The sequence below is a fragment of the Embleya sp. L77 genome (assembly GCF_055557415.1).
The window spans coordinates 4,397,573-4,420,711 of record NZ_CM145709.1; the positions used below are offsets into that span (position 1 = coordinate 4,397,573).

The 23,139-nt window shown below is 70.7% G+C and carries 22 protein-coding genes; 17 read left to right on the forward strand and 5 right to left on the reverse strand.

The window, feature by feature from the left end; genetic code table 11:
- The 5 genes from ACZOOI_RS18830 (at position 1) to ACZOOI_RS18850 (ending at position 5,838) form a co-directional block, all read left to right on the forward strand.
- Complete coding sequence (locus tag ACZOOI_RS18830; RefSeq protein WP_465276955.1) at positions 1-1,407, forward strand: MFS transporter; 1,407 nt, start codon at positions 1-3, stop codon at positions 1,405-1,407.
- Between the two features lie 155 nt (positions 1,408-1,562).
- Positions 1,563-1,760, forward strand: a complete 198-nt coding sequence (locus ACZOOI_RS18835; protein WP_465276956.1) for a hypothetical protein — start codon at positions 1,563-1,565, stop codon at positions 1,758-1,760.
- Positions 1,761-1,806: 46 nt separating this feature from the next.
- On the forward strand, positions 1,807-3,588 hold the full coding sequence (locus ACZOOI_RS18840; RefSeq protein WP_396012709.1) for a DEAD/DEAH box helicase: 1,782 nt from the start codon (positions 1,807-1,809) through the stop codon (positions 3,586-3,588).
- 576 nt (positions 3,589-4,164) lie between these two features.
- Positions 4,165-4,836, forward strand: a complete 672-nt coding sequence (locus ACZOOI_RS18845; protein ID WP_391588997.1) for an IclR family transcriptional regulator — start codon at positions 4,165-4,167, stop codon at positions 4,834-4,836.
- A gap of 222 nt (positions 4,837-5,058) precedes the next feature.
- Positions 5,059-5,838 carry a YlbL family protein gene (locus tag ACZOOI_RS18850; RefSeq protein ID WP_465276957.1) on the forward strand — a complete coding sequence of 260 codons (780 nt, stop codon included), beginning with the start codon at positions 5,059-5,061 and terminating at the stop codon, positions 5,836-5,838.
- 34 nt (positions 5,839-5,872) lie between these two features.
- Here ACZOOI_RS18850 and ACZOOI_RS18855 read toward each other — a convergent pair whose 3' ends face one another.
- Complete coding sequence (locus tag ACZOOI_RS18855) at positions 5,873-6,343, reverse strand: Lrp/AsnC family transcriptional regulator (protein WP_465276958.1); 471 nt, start codon at positions 6,341-6,343, stop codon at positions 5,873-5,875.
- A 72-nt stretch (positions 6,344-6,415) separates the two neighbouring features.
- Between ACZOOI_RS18855 and ACZOOI_RS18860 the strand changes: the two genes are divergently transcribed.
- Both ACZOOI_RS18860 and ACZOOI_RS18865 read left to right on the forward strand, forming a co-directional pair.
- Positions 6,416-7,783, forward strand: coding sequence for an FAD-binding oxidoreductase (locus ACZOOI_RS18860; protein ID WP_465276959.1), 1,368 nt, complete (start codon positions 6,416-6,418; stop codon positions 7,781-7,783).
- Positions 7,784-8,404: 621 nt separating this feature from the next.
- A complete protein-coding gene (locus ACZOOI_RS18865) occupies positions 8,405-9,265 on the forward strand; it encodes a helix-turn-helix transcriptional regulator (RefSeq protein WP_465276960.1) in 861 nt (286 codons plus the stop codon).
- Between the two features lie 337 nt (positions 9,266-9,602).
- Here ACZOOI_RS18865 and alaS read toward each other — a convergent pair whose 3' ends face one another.
- Positions 9,603-10,904 carry an alanine--tRNA ligase gene (gene alaS, locus ACZOOI_RS18870; RefSeq protein ID WP_465276961.1) on the reverse strand — a complete coding sequence of 434 codons (1,302 nt, stop codon included), beginning with the start codon at positions 10,902-10,904 and terminating at the stop codon, positions 9,603-9,605.
- Between the two features lie 219 nt (positions 10,905-11,123).
- Here alaS and ACZOOI_RS18875 point away from each other — a divergent pair, with 219 nt between their 5' ends.
- The 4 genes from ACZOOI_RS18875 to ACZOOI_RS18890 all read left to right on the forward strand — a co-directional run bounded on the left by ACZOOI_RS18875 (position 11,124) and on the right by ACZOOI_RS18890 (position 14,689).
- On the forward strand, positions 11,124-11,486 hold the full coding sequence (locus tag ACZOOI_RS18875) for an FmdB family zinc ribbon protein (RefSeq protein WP_465276962.1): 363 nt from the start codon (positions 11,124-11,126) through the stop codon (positions 11,484-11,486).
- 85 nt (positions 11,487-11,571) lie between these two features.
- Positions 11,572-12,387 carry an SDR family NAD(P)-dependent oxidoreductase gene (locus tag ACZOOI_RS18880; protein WP_465276963.1) on the forward strand — a complete coding sequence of 272 codons (816 nt, stop codon included), beginning with the start codon at positions 11,572-11,574 and terminating at the stop codon, positions 12,385-12,387.
- Positions 12,388-12,706: 319 nt separating this feature from the next.
- On the forward strand, positions 12,707-14,011 hold the full coding sequence (locus tag ACZOOI_RS18885; RefSeq protein WP_465276964.1) for a nicotinate phosphoribosyltransferase: 1,305 nt from the start codon (positions 12,707-12,709) through the stop codon (positions 14,009-14,011).
- 54 nt (positions 14,012-14,065) lie between these two features.
- Positions 14,066-14,689 (forward strand): isochorismatase family protein, encoded by a 624-nt coding sequence (locus ACZOOI_RS18890; protein WP_391588988.1) that lies wholly within the window; start codon positions 14,066-14,068, stop codon positions 14,687-14,689.
- 678 nt (positions 14,690-15,367) lie between these two features.
- Here the strand turns inward: ACZOOI_RS18890 and ACZOOI_RS18895 are convergent.
- The gene (locus ACZOOI_RS18895; protein WP_465276965.1) at positions 15,368-17,167 is read right to left on the reverse strand and encodes an immune inhibitor A domain-containing protein; all 1,800 of its coding nucleotides are present in this window, start codon (positions 17,165-17,167) and stop codon (positions 15,368-15,370) included.
- 182 nt (positions 17,168-17,349) lie between these two features.
- Between ACZOOI_RS18895 and ACZOOI_RS18900 the strand changes: the two genes are divergently transcribed.
- On the forward strand, positions 17,350-17,553 hold the full coding sequence (locus tag ACZOOI_RS18900; protein ID WP_158696122.1) for a hypothetical protein: 204 nt from the start codon (positions 17,350-17,352) through the stop codon (positions 17,551-17,553).
- Here ACZOOI_RS18900 and ACZOOI_RS18905 read toward each other — a convergent pair.
- Positions 17,537-18,262: an RDD family protein gene (locus ACZOOI_RS18905; RefSeq protein ID WP_465276966.1), complete on the reverse strand. Its 726-nt coding sequence runs from the start codon at positions 18,260-18,262 to the stop codon at positions 17,537-17,539. The genes ACZOOI_RS18900 and ACZOOI_RS18905 overlap by 17 nt on opposite strands.
- Before the next feature lie 190 nt (positions 18,263-18,452).
- The gene (locus ACZOOI_RS18910) at positions 18,453-19,391 is read right to left on the reverse strand and encodes an RDD family protein (RefSeq protein ID WP_465276967.1); all 939 of its coding nucleotides are present in this window, start codon (positions 19,389-19,391) and stop codon (positions 18,453-18,455) included.
- A 115-nt stretch (positions 19,392-19,506) separates the two neighbouring features.
- Here ACZOOI_RS18910 and clpS point away from each other — a divergent pair, with 115 nt between their 5' ends.
- The 5 genes from clpS to ACZOOI_RS18935 all read left to right on the forward strand — a co-directional run bounded on the left by clpS (position 19,507) and on the right by ACZOOI_RS18935 (position 22,986).
- Positions 19,507-19,797, forward strand: coding sequence for an ATP-dependent Clp protease adapter ClpS (clpS, locus tag ACZOOI_RS18915; protein WP_391588984.1), 291 nt, complete (start codon positions 19,507-19,509; stop codon positions 19,795-19,797).
- Between the two features lie 73 nt (positions 19,798-19,870).
- Entirely contained in the window at positions 19,871-20,470 is a 600-nt protein-coding gene (locus tag ACZOOI_RS18920) for a DUF2017 domain-containing protein (RefSeq protein ID WP_465276968.1), read from the forward strand.
- Positions 20,471-20,720: 250 nt separating this feature from the next.
- Positions 20,721-22,130, forward strand: coding sequence for an amino acid permease (locus ACZOOI_RS18925; RefSeq protein WP_465276969.1), 1,410 nt, complete (start codon positions 20,721-20,723; stop codon positions 22,128-22,130).
- Between the two features lie 134 nt (positions 22,131-22,264).
- On the forward strand, positions 22,265-22,678 hold the full coding sequence (locus ACZOOI_RS18930) for a M67 family metallopeptidase (protein ID WP_465276970.1): 414 nt from the start codon (positions 22,265-22,267) through the stop codon (positions 22,676-22,678).
- 209 nt (positions 22,679-22,887) lie between these two features.
- On the forward strand, positions 22,888-22,986 hold the full coding sequence (locus ACZOOI_RS18935) for a putative leader peptide (protein ID WP_321170724.1): 99 nt from the start codon (positions 22,888-22,890) through the stop codon (positions 22,984-22,986).
- The last annotated feature ends 153 nt before the right edge of the window (positions 22,987-23,139 follow it).

Genomic DNA, 23,139 nt, shown 5'->3' on the forward strand with positions numbered 1-23,139 from the left:
GTGACAGCCGTAGGGGAGTCGAAGTCCGCGCGACGGAGCGCCGAGAAGTCCGACCGGGAACCCGGCGTACTGACCCGGCCCTATCTTCAACTCACGCTCGGGATCGTGTCGGTCGTCCTGCTGATCGCCTTCGAGGCGATGGCCGTGGGCACCGCGATGCCGGTGGCGGTCAAGGAACTCGACGGCGTGCCGCTGTACGCCCTGGCCTTCTCCGCGTTCTTCACCACGAGTCTGCTCGCCATGGTGGTCTCCGGCGAATGGTGTGACGCGCGTGGACCCCGGCTGCCCCTGTTCGGCGGGATCGGGGCGTTCGCGGCCGGACTCGTGCTGGCCGGCACCGCGCAGTCGATGTGGCCGTTCATCGTGGGCCGGGCCGTACAGGGCCTCGGCGGCGGGCTCGTGATCGTGTCGCTGTACGTGGTGGTCGGCAAGGCGTACCCGTCCGCGCTGCGCCCACGTGTGTTCTCGGCGTTCTCCGCGGCGTGGGTGCTGCCCTCGATCGTCGGGCCGCCGGTGTCCGGGCTGGTCACCGATCACCTGGGGTGGCGCTGGGTGTTCCTGGCCATCCCGGTGCTCGTGGTGTTGCCGATCGTGATGATGCTGCCGCAACTCCGGCGGATGGCGGGCGAGCCGGACCCGGACGCGCGGATGAACCGGCGCCGGATCGGCGCGGCGATCGGCGCCTCGGTGGGCGCGGGCATGTTGCAGTACGGCGGGCAACACCTGAACGTGGTGGGCGTACTGCTGCTGGTCGCCGGCCTGGCGCTGATGGCGGCGACGGTGCCTCGGCTGCTGCCGGTGGGCACGCTGCGCGCGGTGCGCGGGCTGCCGGCGGTGATCCTGTCCCGGGGCGTGCTCGCGGGGGCGTTCTTCGCGGTCGAGTCCTTCGTACCGCTGATGCTGGTCAGCGAGCACGGCCTGTCGCCGACCGAGGCGGGGCTGACCCTGACCGTGGGCGCGCTGTCCTGGGCGCTGGGGTCCTGGTACCAGGGCCGCTCGCCGCACGAGCGACGGCCGCGCCTGGTCCAGGCGGGCTTCCTGTTCGTGGCGATCGCGATCGGCGGGGCGCTGCTCGCGCTGCTCCCCGGGGTCTCCCCGTACGCGGTCACCGTCGGCTGGTTCTTCGGCGGCGCCGGCATGGGCATGGCCGTCTCGTCGGTGAGCGTGCTCACCCTCGACCTGTCCACGCCGGAGGAGTCCGGCACCAACTCCTCCTCTCTCCAGGTCGCCGACTCGCTCGGCACGATCGTCTTGGTCGGCCTGGCCGGCGCCATCTTCGCCGCCCTGCACGAGGGCACCGGCAAGGACGCCGGCGTCTTCACCCTGATCTTCGCCATCATGCTGGGCGTCTCCCTCCTCGGCGCCCTCCTGGCCCCGAGAATCCGCCGCCCCGACTCGCAGCCCTGATCCCACACGTCCACCCGCAGCCACCCCCGCGCACCACCCGCCCACCGCAGCAATTCCACTACACCCACGCAATCCCCCGACTACCCTGAGTCCCGACCGCCTGCTCCGACGCGACTGCCGATTCCGGCGGCCCGTCGCGGTCGTAGCGTGTGGGCATGACGGACGTGGTCGGCGATGCCTCGCGGCCCCGGGGGACAGCCGGGTGTGCCGAGGACGCCTCGGAACTGGTGGAGCAGAACGAGAGCGTGAGCTTCCGGGAGGTCCATCGCGACGTGTTGCATCCGATGCCCCAGACGCCGTGTCGGGTGGTCGACCTCGGGGCGGGGAGCTTGGTGGTTGCTCGGGTAGCCTGAGCGCTTGCCCTTGATCGTCCTCTCGGCTTGGAGCAGACCCGTCGCAGTGAGTACCGCAGCCGCGTCCCATCTGTCCCCGGCCTTCCCGAATCGTGCCCCATGGGGTACCGCGAACAAGCTGCGTGCGTGGCAGCAGGGGGCCCTCGACACCTATCTCGCGCGGCAGCCGCGCGACTTCCTTGCGGTGGCCACGCCGGGTGCCGGCAAGACCACGTTCGCGTTGCGGATCGCGTCGGAGTTGTTGGACGCGCATGTGATCCACCAGATCACCATCGTCGCGCCGACGGAGCATCTGAAGAAGCAGTGGGCCGAGGCCGCCGCGCGGATAGGTCTGCGGATCGACCCGAATTATTCGAGTTCCTCGGGCCCGGTGTCCCGCGAGTACCACGGCATCGCGGTCACCTACGCCGGTGTCGGCGTGCACCCGATGTTGCACCGGCGCCGGGTGGAGAACCGCAAGACGCTGGTGATCCTGGACGAGATCCACCACGCGGGCGACAGCAAGTCGTGGGGCGAGGCGTGCATGGAGGCGTTCGAACCGGCCACCCGCCGGCTCGCGCTGACCGGTACCCCGTTCCGCTCGGACATCAACCCGATCCCGTTCGTCGCGTACGAGGAGGGCAAGGACGGCATCCGCCGCTCGTCCGCCGACTACACCTACGGCTACGGTCACGCCCTCTCGGACGGCGTGGTGCGTCCGGTGATCTTCCTGTCCTACTCCGGCGACCTGCGCTGGCGGACCAAGGCGGGCGACGAGATCGCCGCCTCGCTCGGCGAGCCGATGACCAAGGACGCGATCAGTCAGGCTTGGCGTACCGCGCTGGATCCGCAGGGTGCGTGGATGCCGCAGGTGTTGCGCGCCGCGGACAAGCGGCTGGGTGAGGTGCGCAAGGCCATTCCGGACGCCGGCGGCCTGGTGATCGCCACCGACCACGAGTCGGCTCGGGCGTACGCGCGGATGATCCGCGAGATCACCGGGCAGGGCGCCACCCTCGTGCTGTCCGACGACACCGGCGCGTCGAAGAAGATCGAGGACTTCTCCGCGTCCGAGGACCGCTGGATGGTCGCGGTGCGAATGGTCTCCGAGGGCGTGGACGTGCCGCGGCTGTCGGTGGGGGTGTTCGCCACCACGATCTCCACGCCGCTGTTCTTCGCGCAGGCCGTGGGCCGCTTCGTCCGGGCCCGGCGCCGGGGTGAGACGGCGTCGGTGTTCCTGCCCTCCGTGCCGACGCTGCTCCAGCACGCGAACGAGATGGAGATCGAGCGCGATCACGTGCTGGACCGCCCGAAGAAGGAGGGCGGGATGTACGACGAGGAGGACGCCCTCCTCGCGCAGGCCAACGCGCAGAAGGACGAGCCGGGACAGCAGGAGGAGTTCGCGTTCGAGGCGCTGGAGAGCGAGGCGCGGTTCGACCGGGTGCTGTTCGACGGTGCGGAGTTCGGCCTCCAGGCGCACGTGGGCAGCGAGGAGGAAGAGGAGTACCTCGGCCTGCCCGGTCTGCTCGAACCCGACCAGGTGCAGATGCTGTTGCAGTCGCGCCAGGCCAAGCAGGTGGCCAAGAGCCGGCGCAAGCCCGACCACCAGGCCGACCTGTCGGAGAAACCGGCCGATCAGCGCCCTGTGGTGACGCACCGTCAGATGACCGCGATGCGCAAGGAGCTCAACTCGATGGTGGCCGCGTGGCACCACCGCACCGGGCAGACGCACGGGCAGATCCACAACGAGCTGCGTCGGGTGTGCGGCGGGCCGGCGGTGGCCCAGGCGTCGGCCGGGCAGTTGGAGGCGCGGATCGGGAAGATCCGCGAGTGGGCCACCTCGGGCCGTTGAGGCCGGGGGTGTGGCCACGGTGCGAGGGCGGGTCGCGGGGGTGTGGCGGCACGAAGGCGGGTGGCGGCGCGGCCGAGGGGCGGAGCGGGCCGAGTGGCAGTGCGGTTCGGGCCGGGCCGGGTCGAGGGTGCGGAGCGGAGCCCCGTTGCGGGTGTTGATCGGAGTCCGGTTGCCGGTGCCGATCCGGGCGGCGGTCTCATGGGTTGGGACGGTCTGTCCGGCTGGTGAGTACGGGACTGCCTCGCCTCGCGCTCCGGGACGCGTGTCGAGGATCGCATTCGGCGATTTGTGAAGTTTGTGGTATGCATCCCGATTCGGCGGATATTTTTCCTGTCCGTATCCCGGATATCCAGTGCCAAAACTGCCCCCTCTGGTTAGCGTGATCTCCCGACGCGCCGCGAAGGAGAAACCGTCCTTCTCGAGCGTGGGAATCCGTTCGGCCTGCCCGCCGAGTGGTGACGAGTAGGTGTCCTGGCCCCATGATCTGGCGCCGCACAGCCTCGCGAATGTGGTGTTTCGTTCGGGGATCGAACGCCGCTGGACGTAATGCAACGTCACGCGAAGGGAGGGGGGCCGGTGGTCGCCGAAACGTCACAGACCCTGGACCGAGGTCTCAAGGTCCTCGAACTGCTCGCCGATGCCTCGGACGGCCTGTCGGTACACGACATCGCCGCCGCACTCGGCGTCAACCGCACCGTCGTCTACCGCATCCTCGCCACGCTGGAACAGCACGGTCTCGTCCGGCGCGACGAGAGCGGACGTACCAAACTCGGCCTGGGCGCGCTGCAACTGGCCCGTCGGGCACACCCGCTGGTCCGGGACGCGGCGGTGCCCTGTCTGCGCCGACTCGCCGAGGAGACCGGCGCCACCGCGCACCTGACCATCGTGGACGGCATGGAGGCCCTGGTGGTCGCGGTGGCCGAGCCCACCTGGACCGACTACCACGTGGCCTACCGGGTCGGATCGCGACACGCACTGGACGCGGGGGCCGCGGGTCTGGCCATCCTCGCCGCGCGCCGGGTGGTGGCGGGCCTGGACGGGCCCAGGTCCTACGTGTACGCCCCCGGCGACGGTCGGCACACGGTGCCCGGGATCGCGGCCTCGGTGCCGGATCTCGCGGCGGTCGAGTCGAGTGTCGGGATCGTCTCGCTCGGCAACCTGGACACCGAGCGGCTGGGCCGCCGGGTGGCCCAGGCGGCGGCCGAACTGTCGGACGAGCTGGGCGGGGTGCGGGTCTCCGCCGCGTAGGGCCCGGCTCTGCGGCGAAGGGCGGGGCGCCGCCGCGAGGCGCCGGGCGCTGCCGCGAGATGCGGGGTGCCGCATCGAGGCGCCGGCGTGTTGTCGTGCGGTGCGGGGCGCTGCCGCGAGGTGCCGGGTGTTGTCGCGAAGTGGCGGATTTCGGGCGTGGATGGCCGGGTGCGGGGTCGGTGAGGCGACTCCGGTACGGCGGGCGGGGCGGCGCCGTGTTTAATGCCAGGCGTGGCCCGTACCAAGCTCACCCTCCCGGTGTCCCTGCTCCTCGTCGCGATCCTGTTCGGGTTCGCGTTCCTGGTGCCGATGCCGTATGTCCTGATCACGCCGGGATCGGTGGCCGACACGCTCGGCGAGGACGGGGGGCGGCCGGTGGTCGAGATTTCCGGCCCGGTCGCGGTGTACCCGACGACCGGGCACCTGCTGCTGACCACGATCCATGCGAGCGGGCGCAACGAGAAGCGCCGGCTGGGGTCGCTGCTCGGTGCGTGGCTGGACACGGACGAGTCGGTGGTGCCTAGGAAGTCCGTCTACCCGGACGGCAAGTCGGTCGAGCAGGTCGTCGAGACCAACGTCAAGGACATGGTCAAGTCGCAGGACAGCGCGACCGTCGCGGCGCTCAGGTACCTCGGCAAGTCGCCCGACCAGGTCAAGGTCACGCTGCACCTGAACGATGTCGGCGGACCGAGCGCGGGGTTGTTCTTTGCACTCGGGATCGTGGACAAGCTGACCGAGGGTCAGCTCACCGGTGGGCGGACGATTGCCGGCACGGGGGCGATCGACGCGGACGGCAAGGTCGGCGAGATCGGCGGGCTGCCGATGAAGCTGCTGGCTGCGAAGCGGGCCGGGGCGACGGTTTTCGTTCTGCCCAAGGGGGAGTGCGGGGAGGCCGGGCGGGTGGGGTCCGGTGGGCTTCGGTTGGTTCCGGTCGAGACGCTCTCGGGGGCGGTCGACGCGCTCAACGCGTTGAACGCCGGGGGCAAGGTGGCTTCGTGTTGATGTCGGGTGGGCTCGGGCGCTTCCGGTGGCGTCCTCACCCCTCGGTCACCGCGCATTCGACCAGCGGCAGCACCCGGTAGGGCACCGGATTCTCCAGTGCGATCGTGGTGGACGCGCGGACCACGCCGTCCAGTTCGATGATCTGCTCGATCACCCGCTGCAAGTCCGCGTTCGAGCGCGCGACGATCCGACACAGCAGGTCGCCCCGACCGGTGATCGCGTGCACCTCGAGCACCTGCGCCACACACTCCAGCTGCTTACGCAGGTCGCGCCCCTGCCCCTGGCGAATCTCCAGGGTCGCGAAAGCGGTCACCGAGAAGCCGAGCGTGGCGGGATCCACGTCCGGCCCGAAACCCCTGATCACTCCGGCCTCGCGCAGCCGATCCAGGCGCGCCTGTACCGTGCCGCGCGCCACCGCCAGCCGGCGCGAACACTCCACGACACCGATCCGCGGTGTTTCCACCAGCAGCCGGATCAGCGCGGCATCCAACCGGTCGATCTGCAAGGTGCCCTCCCTCGGGGGACTGGTTTCCCGGTGCCTACCCTGGGGCCATTCACGGCCACACCGGGAGGCAGTATGACCACCGACCTGATCGCGGCACTGCGGGAGGAGCTGCCCGCGCACGCCCTGGTGACGGACGTGGACATCGCCGCATCGTACGCGCGCGACATGGCCGGCCTGTGTGCGGCCGGTGACCCTGCGGTGGTGGTTCTGCCCGAGACCACCGAGCAGGTGCAACACGTCATGCGGGTGGCCACCCGACTGCGGGTACCGGTGGTCCCGCAGGGCGCGCGCACCGGCCTGTCCGGCGGTGCCAACGCGGTCGACGGCTGCATTGTGCTCTCACTCGTACGGATGAACCGGATCCTGCACATCGACCCCGTCGACCGTACGGCCGTGGTCGAGCCGGGGGTGATCAACGCCGATCTGTCCAGGGCGACCGCCGAGTACGGCCTGGTCTACCCGCCGGACCCGTCCAGTTGGGAGACCTGCACGATCGGCGGCAACATCGGCACCGGTGCGGGCGGGTTGTGCTGCGTCAAGTACGGGGTGACCGCCGAGTACGTGCTCGGGCTGGACGTGGTGCTCGCCGACGGGGAACTGCTGCGCACCGGGCGGCGGACCGCCAAGGGCGTCGCGGGTTACGACCTGACCCGGCTGTTCGTCGGCGCCGAGGGCACCCTGGGCGTGGTCACCCGGGCCACCCTCGCGCTGCGTCCCACGCCGCCGCCCGCGCTGGTGACGGTGGCCCAGTTCGCGAGCACCACCGCGGCGGCGGGCGCGGTGTCGGCGATCATGGCGGCCGGACACACGCCCTCGCTGATGGAACTGATGGACGGCACCACGCTGCGTGCGGTGAACGCGATGGCGAACATGGGCCTGCCGGAGCACAGCGCCGCGCTGCTCCTGGTCGCGGTGGACACCCCGGAGCCCGCCGCCGAGTTGGCCGCGATCGAGGCGATCTGTACCGAGGCGGGCGCGTTCGAGGCGTTCACTGCCGAGGACGCCGAGGACTCGGCGCTGTTCATGCAGGCGCGTCGACTCGCGCTGCCCGCGCTGGAACGGCTGGGCACCAGCATGATCGACGACGTCGCGGTGCCGCGCTCGCGGCTCGGCGACATGCTCGACGGGGTGGCCGCGATCGCGAAGCGGCACGACACGGTGATCGGGGTGTGTGCCCACGCGGGGGACGGGAACACCCACCCGATCGTGATCTTCGACGCGACCGACCCGGCGGCGGTCGATCGGGCCGGGGTCGCGTTCGACGCGATCATGCGGCTGGGGCTGGACCTCGGCGGCACGATCACCGGGGAGCACGGCGTGGGCATGCTCAAGCGGGACTGGCTCGCCGAGGAACTGGGGCCGGTGGGCGTGCGGGTGCATCGGGGGGTCAAGGCCGCGTTCGACCCGCTGGGCATCCTCAACCCGGGGAAGGTGATCTGAGGCCGGGGGGGGCGCGGGCGGGGCGTGGTTCCGGGGCGGGGTTGGTCTCGGGCGCCGGGGGTGACGCGCGGGCCCGGGGGCGTTGCCGTGGGTGAGCGGGGCGGAGCGGACTCCGTCGGAAGTCCCGTCGTGTACTCCCGGGGTGGCATGCATCGGGGGTACCTCGGGGTTCGGGTCGTCCTCCGGTAGTAGGGCCGATCGGCACTCCCGGGCGACGCCGCACGGGGGGTGCGACACCTAGGTTTGTGGATGTCGCCCCTGCTGGGGCGCACGGTGTCGCCTTCTCGGGCGGGACGGGTTCGTTCGGAGGTGGCGGTCGTGGAGAAGCGGGACAGTCGAGAGGTACGGGTCGCGGCAATCGCGCTGCGCCGCCGTCGACAGGCACGCGCGCAGGCCACCGCCCGACTCGTCACCGCGATCCGCCGCGCCGCCTGATCGTTCGGTCGCCTGCGCGGCGGGTGCGGGTGTGGCGGGCGCGTGCTGTACGGGTTGCCTGCCGTCGGCCGGCTCCGTCGGATGGTTGGCTGCGCCGGATCACCCGGGAAATGCCCAACCGGGGACTGGATATCCAGGGACGGATGGTCCCTGGATACCGGACTTGTGACGTCGGATCCTGAGGGCATGAACGATCGACAGGAACTGGCCGGCTTTCTCCGGCGCTGCCGGGAACGGCTGTGCCCGGCGGACGTGGGGCTGCCCGATGGGGCCCGGCGGCGTACCGCGGGGCTGCGCCGTGAGGAGGTCGCGCGGCTGGCCGGGATGTCGGTCGACTACTACGCGCGTCTGGAACAGAACCGGGGGCCGCACCCGTCGCGGCAACTTCTTGCCGCACTGGCGCGTGCGTTGCGGTTGGAGCAGGACGGTCGTGATCGGCTCTTCCACCTGGCCGGGTACGTTCCGCCGGAGTGGTCCTCCGGTGCGGACCAGCACGTGTCACCGGCGATATTGCTGATCCTGGATCGTCTGCACGACGTGCCGGCTCAGGTGATGTCGGACTCGGGTGACGTGCTCGCGCAGAACGCGATGGCGGCGGCGCTGCTCGGGCCGAACGTCGGGCGCAACGTCGTGGTGCGGTGGTTCACCGAGCGGGCCTCGCGGTTGCGCTATCGCGCGGAGGACGCGGACGGGATGTCCCGGGCGTACGTGGCCGATCTGCGCGCCGCGCTCGTGGGGCGGCCGGACGATCCTCGGCCTGCGGCGTTGGTGGCGCGGCTGCGGGCTGGGTCGGCGGAGTTTGCTTCGCTCTGGGGCGAGGTGGGTGGGCGAGCCGAGGTGGGTGGGCGGCGCGATGCCGGTGGGTTGCGCGAGGTGGAGCTGACGGTTCGGCATGCGGAGATCGGGGAGATCACCGTGCGGCGTCAGGTGCTTGTTGCTGTGGAGGCGGGGGTGCGGGTGGTCGTCTATACGGCTCCTGCGGGGAGCTCGGCGGCGGGGCGGTTGGCGCTGTTGCGGGTGGTTGGCGTGCAAACGATGTCGGCCTAGTGGTTGGTGGGTTGGCGGCGGCGGGGTTGGCCTCATGCGCACGTTGGGCGGGTTTGTTGGGCCTCATGCGCCGGCCGGGCTGGTTCGCCTCAAGCGCCGGCGGGGGCTGAGTGGCCTCAAGCGCCGGCGGGGCTGGTTCGCCTCAAGCGCCGGCGGGGCTGGTTCGCCTCAAGCGCCGGCGGGGCTGGGTGACCTCAAGCGCCGGCCGGGCTGTTTGGCCTCATGCGCCGGCCGGGCTGAGTGGCCTCAAGCGCCGGCCGGGCTACTTGGCCTCCAACGCCGGCCGGGCTGGAAGTGCCCCGCCGGCGTTTGGAGTTGGGTTGGGCTGAGGGGTGGGTCAGGGGTGGGGAGTTGTTGAGGGGAGGAGGGAGTGTAGGTGGGGGGTGTCTACCGTCAGGCCCGCTTCTTGTGCTGCTTCGAGGGTGAGGTCCGGGGGGAAGCCGTGTGAGTCGTAGAGGGTGAAGACGGTTTCCGCGGGCAGGTCGGGGTGGCCGCCTTCCAGGCGGCGGCGGATTGCCTTGTCGAGGAGGCGGGTGCCTCGGCGGAGGGTGCGGTCGAAGGACTCCTCCTCGCGGGTGGTCAGGTCCTCGATCAGGGACGCGCCGCGGGTGAGTTCCGGCCATGCGGTGCCCAGGTTCGCGACCACGCTCGCGGTGACGGGTGGCAGGATCGGGCCCTCGATGCCCAGCCGGCGGCCGTGGCGGATCGCCCTTCGGATCAGGCGGCGCAGCACGTACTCGGTGCCCTCCTTGCCGGGTCGGATGCCGTCCGCGAGCAGGAACGCGATCGCCCGCGCGTGGTCGGTGAGGACCTCGAAGGACACCCGATCGGGGTCCTCGCGGTCGACGGGGGAGTAGTCCCGGCCCGCCAGTTCCTCGACCGTCGCCAGTGTGGGTCGCAGCAGGTCGGTCCGTACGACGCTGTCCACGTCCTGGAGCACGGTCGCGAGCCGGTCCAGGCCCAGACCGGTGTCGATGCCGGTGCGCGGCAGGTCGCCGAGTACCGGGAAGCCGCCGCCGGGCTCGGTCTCGCCGCGCACGCTGCGCATGAAGACCAGGCTCCACAACTCGACGAAGCGCTCGGAGTCGACCGAGGGTCCGCCGTCGCGTCCGTACGCCGGGCCCCGGTCGTAGGTGACGTCCGAGCACGGGCCGCACGGCCCCGGCACGCCCATCGACCAGAAGTTGTCCGCCGCGCCGAGGCGTTGGATCCGCTCCGAGGGCACGCCGACCGAGCGCCAGATGCGCGCCGACTCGTCGTCGTCCTCGTAGACGGTGATCCACAACCGGTCGGGGGAGAGGTCGAAGGGCCCGGTCAGCAATTCGTACGCGAACCCGATCGCCTCCTCCTTGAAGTAGTCGCCGAAGGAGAAGTTGCCGAGCATTTCGAAGAAGGTCGAGTGCCGGCGGGTGCGTCCGATGTTGTCGATGTCCACGGTGCGCACGCACTTTTGTACCGAGGTCGCGCGTGGGAAGTCGGGCTCGACGTCGCCCAGGAACCAGGGCTTGAACTGGTTCATCCCCGCGTTGGACACGAGCAGGCTCGGATCGGGTGGCAGCAGCGACCCGGACGGCACGAGGCGGTGTCCGCGCGCGGTGAAGAAGTCGAGGAAGGTGGAACGGATCTGTGGCGAGAGCATGGCGAATCGGCCTTTGCGAGAGCAGCGGGCTGTGGGAGTACACACACGCCGAGCCGGGCCGAGCGGTCTATCGCGCTCGGTTCGCCGGCCCGACGCCGGTAGCTCGCTGCCCGTTGATCCACATATCTCGACGATAACCGAAGGTCCGCCGAAGGCGAGGCGATTATTGCGCCGCGAACCGGCGCCGCCCGGCCGCCGGCATGGCCTACGGTGACGGTCATGAGCGACCAGCCGAGCAGTGAGGCGTCGTACGGCCAAGGTGCCGATCTGCGGCCGGACATGGCCGACCGGCTGCGCTCCTACTGGGGTTTCTCCGCGCAGCGCGAACGCCAAGCCGCGATCGGGCGGGCCGCGCCGCGCAAGCGGCGGCACGTCGAGGTGCAGTGCGGCAAGTGCGGCTCGACCAAGGTGAGCACCGACATCGTCGGCGACTACGTCTGCGGTTCGTGTGCCGCGCGCTGGCGACCGCCGACCGCCGCCGACGGTCCCACGTGTCCGGAGTGCGGTTCGGGCAAGGTGTCCTCGATGCCGTACGGGGACCGCAAGTGTCGGGACTGCGATCATCAATGGCGGCCCAGCTGACCTGCGGATTCGGCGGGAAGCCCTTGTTTTGTAAGGCTGTTGCGGATACCCACGGACGCAAACGATCAACGTGGGAGGCAACGCCATGGCAGGACCGGCAGGACGTCTTCAGGACCATGTCGCGGTGATCACCGGCTCCGGGGCGGGCATCGGGCGGGGCATCGCCCGGCGGTTCGCGGCCGAGGGTTGTCGGATCCTGGTCAACGACATCAAGGCCGAGTCGGCGGATCGGGTCGCCGCCGAGATCACCGACGCATTCGGCGTTGAAACGCTCGCGGTCGTCGCCGACGTCATGGTCAAGGCGGAGGCGGTCGGCCTGGTCGAGGCCGCGCTGGGCCGGTGGGGCCGGCTGGACACGTTGGTGAACAACGCGTGGGGCGGCGGCCGGATCAATCGCCTGGAGAACAAGACCGACGAGATGTTCCAGCACGGGCTGGACATGGCCCTGTGGGCCGGCTGGTGGACGATGCGCGCGGCGTTCGAGCCGATGCGGGACGCGGGCGGCGGCAGCGTGATCAACATCGCCAGCCTGAACGGCGTCAACGCGCACCGGTTCACCGCCGAGTACAACGTCGGCAAGGAGGCGCTGCGGGCGCTGACCCGCTCGGCCGCGCGTGAGTGGGCACCGCATCAGATCCGGGCCAACGTGATCTGTCCCGGCGCGAAGACCGAGGCGTTCGCCGCCTACGCCAAGGCGAACCCGGAGGCCGCCGCGGTCGCCGAGTCGGCCAACCCGATGGGCCGGATGGGCGACCCGGAGACCGACATCGGCGGGGCCGCGCTGTTCCTGGCCAGTGACGACTCGCGCTATGTCACCGGCAACACACTGTTCGTCGGCGGCGGCACGCACATCAACGGCTCGACGTGGGCGCCGACGCCGGAGGAGGACCGGCTGGGTTAGGGCAGGGCTCGGGCCGGCCAAGGCCAGGGCTCGGGGCCAGGCTCGGGTCGGGGGCGGGACAGGGGCAGGCCGGCGCTCGGGGCCGGGGCGCGGGTCCGGGTTCGTTCGGCAGGCCCGCCGAGGCCCGCCGAGGTCCGTCGAGATTCGCCGAGGGCCGCGCAGGGCCGCGGAGGTCTGCGGAGGTCCACCGAGGTCGGCCGGGCGTCGGGGTGGATGCCGAGGGTGGGTAAATCGGGGCATAGTCGGGTGAAGTTCCGTGATGCGCGCCACCTTTGCGAGTAATCGTCAAACTGACGAGTAATCGTGTTATGCTGACGACATGGACACCGCAACCACGGCCTTGCTGACGGACCACTACGAGCTGACGATGCTCGAAGCCGCACTGCGTAGCGGTGCGGCGCACCGTCGTTCGGTGTTCGAGGTCTTCGCCCGCCGGCTGCCGGACGGTCGCCGCTACGGCGTGACCGCCGGTACCGGGCGGCTGCTCGATGCCATCGAGGACTTCCGCTTCGACGACGAGACGCTGCGCTTCCTCGACGAGGCCGGCGTGGTCGGTCCGGCGACGCTGGACTGGCTGGCCGGCTACCGGTTCACCGGCAACATCTGGGGCTACGCCGAGGGCGAGTGCTGGTTTCCGGGTTCGCCGCTGATAGTGGTCGAGGGCAGCTTCGCCGAGGCGGTGGTGCTGGAGACGCTGATCCTGTCGATCCTCAACCACGACGCCGCGGTCGCCGCCGCCGCGTCCCGGATGACGTCGGCCGCCGCCGGGCGACCGTGCATCGAAATGGGCTCGCGCCGCACCCACGAGGAGGCCGCGGTGGCCGCCGCGCGCGCCGCGTACATCTGCGGCTTCGCGAGCACCTCGAACCTGCGCGCCGGGCAGCGGTACGGCCTCCCGACCCGGGGCACCAGCGCACACGCGTTCACCCTGCTGCACGACGACGAGCGCGAGGCGTTCACGGCGCAGGTGGCCGCACTCGGGGCGGACACCACGCTGCTCGTGGACACCTACGACGTGGCGACTGCGGTGCGTACCGCAGTGGAGGTGGCCGGGCACGAACTCGGCGCGGTCCGGCTCGACTCGGGCGACCTGCTCCTGCTCGCCCACCGGGTGCGGGCCCAGCTCGACGAACTCGGCGCGGTCAAGACCCGGATCGTGGTCACCAGCGACCTCGACGAGTACGCGATCGCCTCGCTGCGGGCGGCTCCCGTGGACGCGTACGGGGTCGGCACCCAGTTGGTCACCGGCTCGGGGCAGCCGACCGCGTCGCTGGTGTACAAGCTGGTCGCGCGGGCGATGAGCGACGAGCCGGACGCGCCGCTGGTGCCGGTGGCCAAGAAGTCGCCGGGCAAGCCGAGCCACGGCGGGCGCAAGAGCGCGGTGCGGCGCTACGACGCGGACGGGGTGGCCGAGGCCGAGGTGCTGCGCCCGTTTCGGGCCGATGCGGAACCCGTGCCGGGCGAGCGGGAATTGTTGGTCCCGCTGGTCGTGGACGGGGAGATCGTGGGGCGCGAACCGCTGTCGGCGGCGCGCACACGGCACGCGCGTTCGCGTGAGGAACTGCCGCTTTCGGCTACGCAGCTCTCCCGCGGGGAACCGGTACTTCCGACCATCTACGAGTAGACGCGGAGCGGGTCCGTCGGACTCGACGGGCCGGTCACGAGGAGGCACGAAGCGATGACCCGGGCATTGATCGTGGTCGACGTACAGAACGACTTCTGCGAGGGAGGCAGCCTCGCGGTCGCGGGCGGGGCGGCGGTCGCCGAGGCGATCCGGCACCACGTCGCGGCCAACGCGGCCGAGCAGCCGCCGGACCCGGTGCACGCGGAGACGCCGGCGTATGCGCACATCGTGGCCACGCGGGATTACCACGTGGATCCCGGGGCGCACTTCTCGGCGACGCCGGACTATGTGGGGACCTGGCCGGTGCACTGTGTGGCCGGCAGCGAGGGGGCGCGGTTCCACCCGGCGTTCGCTTCGGCGGTCGAGTCGGGGCGGGTCGAGGAGGTTTTCTCCAAGGGAGCACACGAAGCCGCCTACAGCGGGTTCGAGGGGGCGGCCTCGGACGGGACGTCGTTGGCGGACTGGTTGCGGTCGCGCGGGGTCACCCAGGTGGACGTGGTGGGGATCGCGACGGACCACTGTGTGCGGGCCACTGCGCTCGATGCGGTGCGGGAGGGGTTTTCGACGCGGGTGTTGTTGGGGCTGACGGCGGGGGTGGCGGCGGGGACGACCACCGTTGCGCTCGCCGAGCTTCGGTCGGCGGGGGCGGAATTGGTGGGGGAGCCGGCATTGCCCTGAGGCCGGGCGGGCTGGGCTTTGGCCTCAAGCGCCGGCCGGGCTGTTTGCCCTCAAGCGCCGGGCGGGCTGATTTGGCCTCATGCGCCGGCCGGGCTGGTTTGCCTCATGCGCCGGCGGGGCTGATTTGGCCTCAAGCGCCGGCCAGGGCTACTTGGCCTCAAACGCCGGCCGGGCTGGTTTGCCTCAAGCGCCGGCGGGGCTGTTTGGCCTCAAGCGCCGGCCGGGCTGGTTCGCCTCAAGCGCCGGCGGGGCTGATTTGGCCTCATGCGCCGGCCGGGCTGGTTCGCCTCATGCGCCGGCGGGGCTGATTTGGCCTCAAGCGCCGGCCAGGGCTACTTGGCCTCAAACGCCGGCCGGGCTGGTTCGCCTCAAGCGCCGGCGGGGCTGTTTGGCCTCAAGCGCCGGCCGGGCTGGTTTGCCTCAAGCGCCGGGCGGGCTGGATTTTTGCCGGCGGTGGGCGAGGAGTGGCTCAGGTGGCCTCAAGTGCCGGCCGGGCTGGTTCGCCTCAAGTGCCGGCGGGGCTGAGTGGCCTCAAGCGCCGGCCGGGCTGGTCGGCCTCATGCGCCGGCCAGGCTGAGTGGCCGCATGCGCCGGGTGGGGTGGATGGTTGCCGGCGTTGGGTGGTGGGTTGGCTCGGGTGTCGGGTCTGGTGGGGTGGCTTTGGGTTTGGGTGGTGGGTCAGGTGGTTGGGCCTACCGTGAGTCTTGTTGCGGTGCCGGTGCGGGTGGGGCCTTCCACCGTGATTTTGGTGCCGGTGTCGGGGACCTTGACTCCGGTGCCGGGGGCTGCGGCGGACCAGTACCGGGTGTTGTCGGTGAAGGTGGGGACGCCGGGGCGGGAGGGGAAGTTGCCCAGGCTGCCCAGGTTGATTGCCGAGGTTTGTTCGTCGGGTGCGGTCAGTGCGGCGTCGGCGGTCTGGAAGCGGGTGGGCAGGGGTTTGCCCTTCGGGTCCAGGAGCGGGGCCGGGTGGATGTCGACCGGCAGGATCAGGCCCTCGCCCGGGTGCCGGGACACGTCGTTGTCGGTGAACGCGGTGTCCCACAGCCAGATCAGCACACCCTCGCCGTACGGGAAGTGGTTCGCCACCCGTTTGCCCGAGGCGAGTTGGTACGGGCCGGCCACAAGCGCCGTGTCGGCGCCGACATATTGCCGGTTCTCCACGAGGTACCAGCGTTTCGCGCTGCCGCCGCGCCGCGGCGGCAGCGGGATCAGCACGGCCTGCGGGTCGCCGATCGACTGGTTCGGGGCGAGGTGGACCACGGTCTTTTTGGTGCGGTCCACGACGCGTACGTCCAGCCAGCCCAGTTGCAGCTTGTCCCACGCGGACAACGCGCCCGGCAGCGAACCCGCGCCGTCCTCGTCGCCGAGATAGCCGCCGAGCGCCATCAGCGACCAGAATCCGGGCGGGCCGTCCGTCGAGTCGTCCCGGTCGTACAGATCCGGCAGGCCCAGGTTGTGCCCGAACTCGTGTGCGATCACGCCCAATCCGCCGTTCTCCGGCTGGATCGTGTAGTCGCCGACCCAGATCCCGGAGTCCCCGATCGGCGTACCGCCCGACCGGTTCGTCGCCGGTCCGGTGCGGCCGACCTGGTTGGCGTACGCGTACCACCGATGCGACCACACCGCGCCGCGACCCTGTTCGCCGCCGCCCTGGGCCTTGTCCACGCCGGCGTGCACGATCTCCACGTTGTCGAGGTAGCCGTCCGGCTCGTCGAAGTCGCCGTCCCCGTCGAAGTCGTCCCGATCCCACCGATCGAAGGAGGCCAACTGCTCACGAATCTGCGCGGCGGTCGCCCCCTTGGCCAGCCGGCCGTCGTACCAGACCTTCATCGCGTCCCGGACCAGGTCCCACACGTCCTCGCACACGTTGCGGCCGCACCGGTCGTTGCCGTAGCGCGCCTCGTTGTACGGCACCCGGACCCAGTCGGTGACCTCGCCGTCGAGCGAGTAGCGCCCCGCGGACTGGTTGCGGTAGTACGAGGCCAGCGACGGCGCGGCCGTACCCGGGCCGAAGAACAGGTCCCGATAGTGGTCGCGTTCGTAGCTCGATCGCCACGTCGTCGTGGTGTCCTTGGTCCGGTCCGGCGCCGGGATCGTGCCGTGCCGAGGACCCGGCCGGGTGCCGTACGCCTGCCCGTTCCGCGGGTCGAGGCGATCACCGAACTCGACCAGGATCACGAACACCCGCGCCTCGGCGGGTGGACGGGTCTCCGCGGCGCCCGCCTCGCCCGCAGGAACGGTGCGCGAGGTGAGTCCGGGGTCCTCGGTCATCGCCTGCACCGCCGCCTCGCGCCGCTGCCTGCGCCGCTCGGTGAACGGATGCGACAGGTCGTCGTCGCGTTCGACGAAGGGTCCGGGGTCGGCGAGGTGCCCGGCCGGGGTATCGGCCGGGCGGCCGGGTGCGGCAGGTGCGGCGGTCAGGACGAGCAGCGCACACAGCGCGGCGACGACGGCAGGGGTGACACGCCTGGGGTTCACGTGGACTCTCCGGGTCTCGGGCGGTCCTGGGCCGAAGATCACCGCTTCGACCGGTCGCGAGAAGGTGCCCGGAGTCGGGACCGATAAATCCCGATCGCAATCGACTGGTTACATGGCGCCGGCCGAGCAGTAGCGTGAGAGCGGGGGGCGTGCACAAAGGGGTGCAGGGGAGGTGGTGCGTCGTGGCAAGAGGAGATTTCTTCCGACTCGGCTACGGCGTATTCGTCACGATCGTCTTGACGGTCTCACTATTGGCGGCCTGGGAGCCGCGCACCGTGGCGGGAGCTGCCGTCGCCATGGGCATCGGCGTCGCGCTGGGCACGACGACGGCAGTGCTCGGCATTCGCGCGCGGCATCACCCGTCCCGGGTCACGACCCGCGGATGACGGTGGTCCGGGCGGCCTTGTCGTGCAGACACTGGTGCCACGGCTGATCCCAGAATTGCCACAGCACGTTGACCAGCCAAAAGAGCGTGCCCAGGCAGGGCACGATCAGGGGCAACGTGTACACGCCGGCGCGGGTCCATGCCATCGATCCACCGATGGGCCCGCCGTCGGCCACCCGCACCACCCGGATGCCCAACACCCGCTTGCCGAGCGTGCGGCCGAATCGGTCCAGCTGGAAGCCGTCGTAGAGGAAGTACAGCAGCGAGAAGATCAGCCCCGAGGTGAACTGCGCGCCGAACGACACGTCGTTGTAGTCGTTGTCGGTGACCGGCCACGAGATCAGGCCCGCGACCACGCCGACGATGATGCTGTCGATGATCCGCGCGAGCAGTCGCCGCAGCGGACCGCCGAGCGTGGGGCCCGCGCCGTATCCGCCGGCGGCACCACCGGGACCGGCGCCGTGGGACGGGTCCCGACCGTACGGCTGGTCCTGACCATAGGGGCCGCCCTGACCGTACGGATACTGCCCGGTCGGATCCTGCCCGTACGGCGGTTGCCCGGATGGATCCCGACCGTACGGCGGCTGTTGCCCGGACGGATCCTGCCCGTACGGAGGTTGGCCGGGCGGTGGTTGCTGTCCGTATGGGTTGCGACCCGAGGGGTCGTCACCGTACGGGCCGGGCGGCGGAGGCGGCGCATTACCTGTCATAAACCTGAGTAAAGCGGACAAAACCTGACGTCAGCGTGACGCGTCCGGCCAACCTGGGCGTGTCGCGTCTATACGGGTGATGGGTGATACGCGACGAGCGACGAGTGCCGAGCGGCGGCGACGAGCGATGGGCGGCAGGTGGGTGCGCTCGGGTTCGGTCGGTGCCCGCCCGCCTGCCGGCCCGATTCCGTCAGTCCCGAGCGACGAACGTGCGTGCCGCCTTGTCGTGCAACCCCTGCCGCCAGGGCCGGTCGAACAGTCCCCACAGGGCGCCGAACACCCCGACCACGAATACGCCCGGGACGTAGAGCACCGACCAGCGCCGCACCGACTGCCACAGCGACGGGGTGTCGTGGCTGTCCAGGTCGGCGACGCGCAGGCCGAACAGGGTCTTGCCGAGCGAGCGGCCCCACTTCCAGGTGGGCAGTGCCTCGTACAGCAGTGCGGCCACGAGTACGGTGCCGAGCACCACGGCGAGCGCGGTGCCGGTGGTGCCGTCGATCAGCCAGATGGTGGTGTCGCGGCCCTCGTAGCGGGCCCGGTCGATCTTGTCCCGGATGTGCTCGACCGCGTCCGGGACGAGCGGGATGCCGACCGCGACACCGGCTGCGAGCGGCACCAGCGCGTCGGCGAACCGGGCGAGCAGCCGCCGACCCAGGTGTGCCGGCCGTCGCTCGTTGCTGCCGAAGATGTCGGCCTGGACCGGCCGGAACGGTCCCGGCTCCCCGGCCGCGCGCTGCGGCGGTACCCCGCCGGCCGAGGGCGCCGCGTCGCGCGCCGGACCGGTGGGGGCGGTGGGACCCGTCGGGCCGGAGCGCGCCGCGCCCGCGTCCGCCGGGCCGGCGGGGCCGGGCGTGGTGGTCGGGGGCGCGTACATGCCCGTCGAGGACATGTCGTACAACCCGCCGACGCGCGCGGACAGCACCTCACCCCGGATCACCCGGCCGCCCTGCTCGATCGCCTCGGGAGCGCCGGACTGTGCGGCCTGGCCGGGTTGTTCGGCGGCGGGCCGGCCGGGTTCCTCGGCCGGCCGACTGCTGTCCGGCACCCAGGCACCGCCGTCCCAGTAACGGATGTGGCCGGTGATCTCCGGATCCGGGTACCAACCCGGTGCGGGTGCAGAGGACATGGGCCCATTTTGCCGTACGGGACGGGTGACGGGTACGCCCCGGGTCATATCCGGGTCCGATCGCTCTCGTCGAGCCGGTTCGCCCGGGCCCAGCCCGGATGGCAGCATGGGACCCATGAGTGTCGCTCCCATCGAGGTCGAGAAGCAGAAGCCCGAAGAGGACGTCCGGGCGGAGACCCCTTGGGTGTGCATCGTCTGGAACGACCCGATCAACTTGATGTCGTACGTGACCTACGTCTTCCAGTCCTACTTCGGCTATCCGAAGAAGAAGGCGGAGAAGCTCATGCACGACGTGCACAACAAGGGCCGGGCCGTGGTTTCGTCGGGGACGCGCGAGGAGATGGAGCGCGACACCACCGCGATGCACGGGTTCGGCCTGTGGGCCACCATCCAGCACGACAAGTGACACCCGCTCGGTTCGCTCGGCCCGGCCGGCCCCTCCGGTTCCCGCCCCACACTCTCCGGGAGTTGCACAGCCTGTGAACGGCCTCTTCATGCGCGGACGCTCGGGTCGGCCCGAGATCGTCCTGGAGGACATGCACGTGCGGGTGCTGGCCGATCTGTGCGGTCAACTGGTGGAGATGGTCTCGCCCGACGACGACGTGACCGATCCGCTGGCCGCCGAGCTGGGCCTGACCGGGATCGGCTCGACCGACGTGCCGGTCACCCCGGACGACCCCGCGCTGGCCCGCCTGCTGCCCGACGCCTACGCCGAGGACGCCGAGGCCGCGGCCGAGTTCCGCCGCTACACCGAGACCGACCTGCGGCTGCGCAAGCGGGACAACGCGCGGATCGTGCTGGCCGACCTGGCCGAGTTGATCGACCTGACCGAACCGGCGGACGCCGAGGAGTTGCGCACGCAGGGCGGTGAACACCGCGTCGTGCTCGACTCACAGGGTGTACAGGGCTGGCTGGGCACGCTCAACGACCTGCGGCTGGTGATCGGCACCCGGCTCGAAGTCACCGAGGACATGGAGGAGTTCGAGGCCAAATTGGCCGACGACGATCCGCGACGCTGGTTGTTCGCGGTCTTCCACTGGCTGGGCGGGTTGCAGGACTCGTTGCTCGGGGCGCTGTAGCCGGTCGGCGAGCCGGGCGCGCGGCGCCGCGGCGTGCCGCGAGGTCGCGTGGTGTGGACGCGGACCCGGGGCCACCTGGTGTGCAGTGGGCGCCGGCCGCTCGGTGTGCGGGTGGGTTCGGGCGGCGTGGTGTGCGCCGGTGGTCACGACGTACCCGCGGAAAAGGGGACACGCCGGGATCGATCGGAATTCGGGTTTCCGCTCGTGTTCGTTGGTAATACGGCCTCCGTACCAACGAACGGGAGCGATCATGACGGACACCGAGGCCGGATCGAGCGCGAGTGCGGCCGAACCGAGTGTCGACGCCGAAGGGTACGAACGGGGACTCCACAGCCGCCAGATTCAGATGATCGCGATCGGTGGCGCGATCGGCACCGGGCTCTTCCTGGGTGCGGGTGGTGCGATCGAGAAGGCCGGACCCTCGCTGGTGGCGGCCTACGCGGTGGCCGGCGTGCTGATCTTCTTCGTCATGCGGGCGCTGGGGGAACTGCTGATGTACCGCCCGGTGGCGGGCAGTTTCGCCGAGTATGCCCGGGAGTTCTTCGGGCCGTTCGCCGGCTTCGTGACCGGCTGGACGTACTGGGTGATGTGGGTGGTCACCGGGATGGCCGAGATCACCGCGGCGGGCGTCTACGTGCAGTACTGGTGGTCCTGGATTCCGCAGTGGGTCACCGCGCTGGTGGTGCTGCTGGTGCTGTTCGCCGCCAACCTGATCTCGGTCAAACTGTTCGGCGAGTTCGAGTTCTGGTTCTCGATGATCAAGGTGACCGCGATCATCGGGATGATCCTGGTCGGCATCGGGGTGTTGCTCTTCGGCTTCGGCGAGGCCGGCGACCAGGCGTCCGTGTCGCATCTGTGGTCGGACGGCGGGTTCGCGCCCAACGGTGTCGGCGAGACGTTGCTGGTGCTCCAGATCGTGATGTTCGCCTTCCTGGGTGTCGAACTGGTCGGGGTCACCGCCGGCGAGGCGCAGGACCCGGAGAAGGTGTTGCCGCGTGCGATCAACACCATCCCGTTCCGGATCGGGCTGTTCTACATCGGCGCCCTGCTGGTCATCCTCTCGCTCGCGCCGTGGACCGATTTCCACGCCAAGGAGAGCCCGTTCGTGCTGGTCTTCGACCGGGTGGGCATCCCGGCGGCGGCCGCGATCATCAACTTCGTGGTGCTCACCGCCGCGCTGTCCTCGTGCAACTCGGGCCTGTACTCGACCGGCCGGATGTTGCGCACGCTCGCGGTCGAGGGGCAGGCGCCGCCGCAGGTGAGCACGCTCAGTTCGCAGCGGGTGCCGGCGATGGCGATCACCGTGTCGGCGATCGTGATGGGCGTCGGCGTACTGATCAACGCGCTGGTGCCGGACAAGGCGTTCATGTACATCACCTCGGTGGCCACCGTGGGTGCGTTGTGGACGTGGGGCATGATCGTCGCCTGCCAGATGCGCTACCGGCGTGCGGTCGACCGGGGGCGGCTGGAGGGGCACGGGTTCCGGATGCCTGGTGCGCCGTACACGGGCTGGGTGGTGCTGGCCTTCCTGGCGATGGTGGTGGTCCTGCTCGGGTTCTCCGCGGACACCAGGATCGCGTTGTACGTGGTGCCGATCTGGGTGGCCTTCCTGGTCGCGGCGTACATCCCGGCGCGCCGCGGGAGGCCGATGAAGGTCTGATGGGCGGATGGGCGGATGGGCGGACGGGCGGAGCGCCGGCGGGGCGGCGGGGCGGCGGGCGCGTGGCGGGCACGCGTCGGGCGGTGGGGTCGAGGTGTCGCGCGGCTCTCGGAGGCGCTCAGTACGCTCGGGGCATGCTCACCATCACCGCAGCCCTGCGCGATCGGATCGTCGCCCACGCCCGTGCCGACCACCCCGACGAGGCGTGCGGCGTCGTTGCCGGGCCCGAGGGCACCGACCGCCCCGAGCGGTTCATCCCGATGCTCAACGCCGCGCGGTCGCCCACGTTCTACGAGTTCGACTCGGCCGACCTGTTCAAGCTCTACCGGGAGATGGACGAACGCGACGAGGAGCCCGTGATCGTCTACCACTCGCACACCGCGACCGAGGCGTACCCGTCGCGCACGGACGTGTCGTACGCGTCCGAGCCCAATGCGCACTACGTGCTGGTGTCGACGCGGGACGAGGAGACGTACGAGTTCCGGTCGTACCGGATCGTCGACGGGGTGATCACCGAGGAGGAGGTCAACGTGGTGGACGCCTATTGATCCGGTGGGTCGATCCGCCCCCGGTCCGGTCGGCGGCTTTGCGAGGCGGCCGGTTCGGGGTGATGTGACCGATATGGTGGGCGTTCGCGGCCGTCCGCGTCTCACCTGTCGGTATGGGCTGTTCCGGCATGCGAGATCACATCGGAGCGGGCCGGGGGAATGGCTAGCATGACCATATGCGTTATGCGGGCGTGAATACGACGGAAGCAGTGCCGGGCGGTGCCCCGGGCGCGCTTCTCGTCGCGCGCCTGCACGTCGATCTGTGCCGACTCTCCAGCGCCCTCTGTCGCGCTGCGCGCGTGGGCTGATCCCGCTTTCGGATCGGTTCACCAGGCACCCCAGGCAGCAGGCAAGTCCCGCAGCACCGGCGCATGCGAACGATCCCCCGCCCCACGGCCTCCACGGTTTCCACCGTCTCCGCTGGAGCGTCGGGGTGCGGCCCGCGTCCGGACTGCGTTCTC